At 70.2% G+C, this 4,501-nt stretch carries 4 protein-coding genes and 1 pseudogene; 1 reads left to right on the plus strand and 4 read right to left on the minus strand.

The annotated features are described in order from the left end of the window. The 3 genes from WA805_RS21615 to WA805_RS21625 form a co-directional block, all read right to left on the minus strand. Window positions 1–372 (minus strand): dihydrofolate reductase family protein (locus WA805_RS21615; protein WP_425243241.1); only part of this gene is annotated, 372 nt, incomplete at its 3' end. Window positions 373–382: 10 nt separating this feature from the next. Continuing rightward, a complete protein-coding gene (gene glgX, locus WA805_RS21620) occupies window positions 383–2,506 on the minus strand; it encodes a glycogen debranching protein GlgX (protein WP_424558688.1) in 2,124 nt (707 codons plus the stop codon). 183 nt (window positions 2,507–2,689) lie between these two features. Then, window positions 2,690–3,571, minus strand: coding sequence for an NAD-dependent epimerase/dehydratase family protein (locus WA805_RS21625; protein ID WP_425243242.1), 882 nt, complete (start codon window positions 3,569–3,571; stop codon window positions 2,690–2,692). A 112-nt stretch (window positions 3,572–3,683) separates the two neighbouring features. Here WA805_RS21625 and WA805_RS21630 point away from each other — a divergent pair, with 112 nt between their 5' ends. Further along, a complete protein-coding gene (locus WA805_RS21630; RefSeq protein ID WP_422289074.1) occupies window positions 3,684–4,196 on the plus strand; it encodes a MarR family winged helix-turn-helix transcriptional regulator in 513 nt (170 codons plus the stop codon). Window positions 4,197–4,294: 98 nt separating this feature from the next. Here WA805_RS21630 and WA805_RS21635 read toward each other — a convergent pair. Beyond that, window positions 4,295–4,501, minus strand: a pseudogene (locus tag WA805_RS21635) (hypothetical protein); the annotation flags it as partial.

Below are 4,501 nucleotides of genomic sequence, written 5' to 3' on the forward strand. Positions count from 1 at the left end.
GAACAGCGGCGCCGCGAAGTCCAAGTCGAGTTTCCTGCTGATCACGGCGACCGGGACCGTCGGGGGCCGGCCCGCCCGCAGATCCTCAAGCGCCGGCCGGCGGCGGGCCGGCTTGTACTCCTCGAGGCGCGCGGTGCCCGCGCCAACCAGCACCACGTCCGCCAGCACGCGCAGCAGGCCGAACAGCCGCATGTCGGCCGGCGTCGACAGCGCCGCCGTCCGGCCGTCGAGGAAACCCGCGCCGTCCGCGCTCGCGACCATGTTGGCGCGCAGCCAGCGCGGCCCTGGGTAGGCGTACAGCCCGGCGAGCGCGTGATCGTCCAGGGCAGCGGCGGACTGGTCGGCCGCCTGCGTCGGCAGCAGGATCCTCATGACCGGGACCTCATGACCGGGATCTCAGCACCATGACGGCCCGTCCCGCGACCTCTACCTTCGTCCGCGGCAGGAACCCGATGGCGTCCACCGGGTCGCCGCGCGGGCTGACGGTGTCGATCGCGACCTCCCAGTCGCCGCTCAGCTTCGACTCGGGCAGCGTGAACGTGATCGCCTCGGCGCCGGCGTTGAACAGCAGCAGGAACCTATCGTCCGTGACCGGGTCGCCGCGCGGGCTGGGCTCGCTGATCGCCGCGCCGTTCAGGAAGACCGCGACCGACTTGGCGTAGCTGGCCTGCCAGTCCTCCTCGGTCATCTCGTCGCCTGCCGGGGTCAGCCAGGCGATGTCGGCGCCCAGGTTGCCGGCCCCGGAGCCGGAGAAGGCGCCCTTGAAGAACCGGCGGCGGCGGAACACCGGGTGGCGGCGGCGCAGCCGGGCCAGCTTCTGGGTGAAGATGAGCAGGTCCCGTTCGTCGGCGGCCCTGGACCAGTCCACCCACGAGATCTCGTTGTCCTGGCAGTAGGCGTTGTTGTTGCCGTCCTGGGTCCGGCTGATCTCGTCCCCGGCCAGCATCATCGGGATGCCCTGGGACAGGAACAGGGTGGTCAGGAAGTTCCGCTGCTGCCTGGCGCGCAGCTCGATGATCTCGGGGTCTTCCGCCGGGCCCTCGACCCCGCAGTTCCACGACCTGTTGTCGTTGGTACCGTCCCTGTTGTCCTCGCCGTTGGCCTCGTTGTGCTTGTTGTTGTAGCTGACCAGGTCGGCGAGCGTGAACCCGTCGTGGCAGGTGACGAAGTTGATCGAGGCGACGGGGCGGCGGCCTGACGACTCGTACAGGTCGCTGGACCCGGTCAACCGGGAGGCGAACTCCGGCAGGGTGGCCGGCTGGCCGCGCCAGTAGTCGCGCACCGTGTCCCGGTACTTGCCGTTCCATTCTGTCCACAGCGGCGGGAAGTTGCCGACCTGGTAGCCGCCCTCGCCGACGTCCCACGGCTCGGCGATCAGCTTCACCTGGGACACCACCGGGTCCTGCTGGACCAGGTCGAAGAACGTGGACAGCCGGTCCACGTCGTGCAGCTCGCGCGCCAGGGCCGAGGCCAGGTCGAACCGGAACCCGTCGACGTGCATCTCGAGCACCCAGTACCGCAGCGAGTCCATGATCAGCTGCAGCGAGTGCGGGTGCCGCACGTTCAGGCTGTTACCGCAGCCCGTGTAGTCGATGTACCGCCGCTTGTCCCTGAGGTCGAGCCGGTAGTACGCCTCGTTGTCGATGCCGCGGAAGCACAGCGTCGGACCGCGGTGGTCGCCCTCGCCGGTGTGGTTGTAGACCACGTCGAGGATGACCTCGATGCCCGCCGAGTGCAGCGCCCTGACCATGGACTTGAACTCGCCGACCTGTTCGCCGCGCTGGCCGGCGCTGGAGTACCTGTTGTGCGGCGCGAGGAAGCCGATCGTGTTGTAGCCCCAGTAGTTGGTCAGGTCGCGCTGGACCAGCGCCTGGTCGGGGAGGAACTGGTGCACCGGCAGCAGCTCCACCGCGGTGACCCCGATCCGGCGCAGGTGCTCGATCACCGCCGGGTGGCCCAGCCCCGCGTAGGTGCCCCGCTGGGGCAGCGGGATCTCCGGGTGGCGCAGTGTCAGGCCGCGGACGTGCGCCTCGTAGATCACCGTCTCGTGGTACGGGATGCGCGGCGGCCGGTCGTTGCCCCAGTCGAAGAACGGGTTGATGACGATGTTCTTCGGCATGAACGGCGCGCTGTCGGCCGTGTTCCGCCGCCGCGGGTCGCTCCACTGGTAGTCGAACAGCGCCTCATCCCAGGTCAGGTGGCCCTCGACGGCCTTGGCGTAGGGGTCGAGCAGCAGCTTGGACGGGGAGCAGCGGGAGCCGCGCCTGGGATCGAAGGGGCCGTGCACCCGGTAGCCGTACCGCTGGCCGGGGCTGATCGCGGGCAGGTACCCGTGCCAGACGAAACCGTCCATCTCCGTGAGTGCGACGCGGGTTTCTGTCCCCGCCTCGTCGAACAGGCACAGTTCGACGCGGTCGGCGACCTCAGAGAACAACGCGAAATTCGTCCCCCACCCGTCCCACGTCGCCCCCAGTGGATACGGGGCTCCCGGCCAGATGTGCATCAATCTCCCAACGCGGAACACCGCCAGCGCAGCGGCTTACCGGGTTAGGGTATGCGTTCTGGCGGCCGCGCGCCGGGCGTCCGTGCCAGGTGTTTCCCCGTCTGGAGCAGTTTCGTAACGGGTTGACCGTAACGGTGTCGTATCGGTGCTTTCGTACGGTTTCGCGCCGCGGGTGCGGTTGTGCGGCTAGCGCCGGTAGCTTCCGTGCCGGAACTCGCTGACCAGCGACGGACGGGCCGGGTGCCAGCCGAGCTCGTTCCTGGCCTTCGCCGCGGCGGTGCCCTGGTCGCCCAGCAGGACCTCGGCGAAGTAGTCGCCGAGGCGGGCGCGCGCTTCGGCGTCAGAGCCGGGTACCGCGCCTGGCGCGCCGACCGCGACGGCGGCCGCCTCGGTCAGCTCGGCGACGGTCGGGTGCTCTCCGTTGCCGATGACGTAGTAGCCGCGCGCCGAGTCGTCTTCGAGGACGCGCCGGAAGGCGTCCGCCAGGTCGGCGACGTGCACCGTCACCCAGTGCTGCCGCCCCGTGCCGATCATGATCAGGTTCCCGGTGTCGTCGCGCGGGGACCCGAGCAGCACCCCGGGGATCCCGCCGCCGCCGTCCCCGTAGGCGGTGCCCGAGATGAGCACCGCGCCGCGCATGCCGGTCGCGCTCAGCACCCGGCGCTCGATCGGCGTCTTCCACGCCACCAGCGGGGGCGCGTTGAAGGGCGAGTCCTCGGTGATGGCGGTGTTCGGCCCGTAGACCCACAGGCCGCTGATCTGCAGGTAGGGCTTGCCGGTGGCGGCGAACGCGTCGAGCGCCGCGTCGACCACCGCGGAGTCCAGGCCAGCGCTGGTGGCGTCGCCCGGGCTGGCGGTGTGGATGGCCCCGTCCGCGTCGCGGAGCAGGCCCGCGACAGCGGGCCGGTCGTACAGGTCAACCACGGCCGGGGTGGCGCCGCGCGCCGCTACCCGGTCCGCCTGGGCGTCGTCGCGGACGAACGCCGTCACCTCGTGGCCATGCTCGCGCAGTTCCGCCAGGACGTGCGATCCGACGAACCCGGTGGCGCCGGTGAGTGCGATCTTCATGGTCGGTCAGCCTCCCGTTTGACTTGTCCGTTTGAGTCGAAGCTATGCCTCGATGACTTGAATAGTCAAGACATATCACTTGAACGGTCCAGTGAATGCTAGCCTTGGTCCCATGACAGAAGTAGCTCGTCGCGGCGCCGGGAACCCCGCCCTCGAGGACCCAGCGGTGCGGTGGCTGACCGCGACGGAACTCGACGCCTGGCTGTCCCTGGTCCGGCTGTTCATGTGGCTGCCCTGGTCGATCGATCAGCAGCTGCAGCGCGACGCGAACCTGAGCATGGTTGAGTACCAGGTGCTGGCCATGCTCTCGAACCGCCCGCAGCAGACCATGCGGATGAGCTCGCTCGCCGAGGTCACCAACGCGTCGCTGTCCCGGCTGTCGCACTTGATCAAGCGCCTCGAGGCGCGGGGCCTCGTGCGCCGCGAGCCCGACCCGGCCGACGGCCGGTTCACTAACGCCATCCTGACCGCCGACGGCCTGCGGACGCTGACCGAGGCGGCGCCCGCGCACGTGGCGCACGTCCGGTCGCTCGTCATTGACGTCCTGTCGCCGGAACAGCTGCGCCGCCTCGGCCGGGACGCGGACAGAATCATGTCCCGCATCGACACCTCCAGCGCCACCTAGGCAGCCCCCGCCAACGCCTGATAACAGCAAGAAGCGGGCGGAGCCCGCACCCAGTCTTAGCCCGGCGGGTCACCGCGGGCCCGTTCGGGATAAAAGAACTATGCCCTGGCCGCCAGCGGCGCGCACAGCTCCGCGGGGACGGCGGCCAGGTAGCGCTCCAGGACCACGTCCGCGATGTCAGGAGCAGCGCCGAGGGCGGGGGAGACGGCGGCGGCCCCGGCCCCCAGCCCGGCCGCGCGGATCTTGTCGGCGAAGTAGCCGGGCGCCAGCAGGTAGGTGGCGACCACCACCGGGCCGGGCACGCC

The organism is Trebonia sp., assembly GCF_049794275.1.
Taxonomy (GTDB): Bacteria; Actinomycetota; Actinomycetes; order Streptosporangiales; family Streptosporangiaceae; genus Trebonia.

Excerpts from the sequence above, each read along its gene's own strand:
- WA805_RS21630 (WP_422289074.1), top strand. The coding sequence starts at position 3,684 with ATGACAGAAGTAGCTCGTCGCGGCGCCGGGAACCCCGCCCTCGAGGAC.
- WA805_RS21625 (WP_425243242.1), bottom strand. The coding sequence starts at position 3,571 with ATGAAGATCGCACTCACCGGCGCCACCGGGTTCGTCGGATCGCACGTC.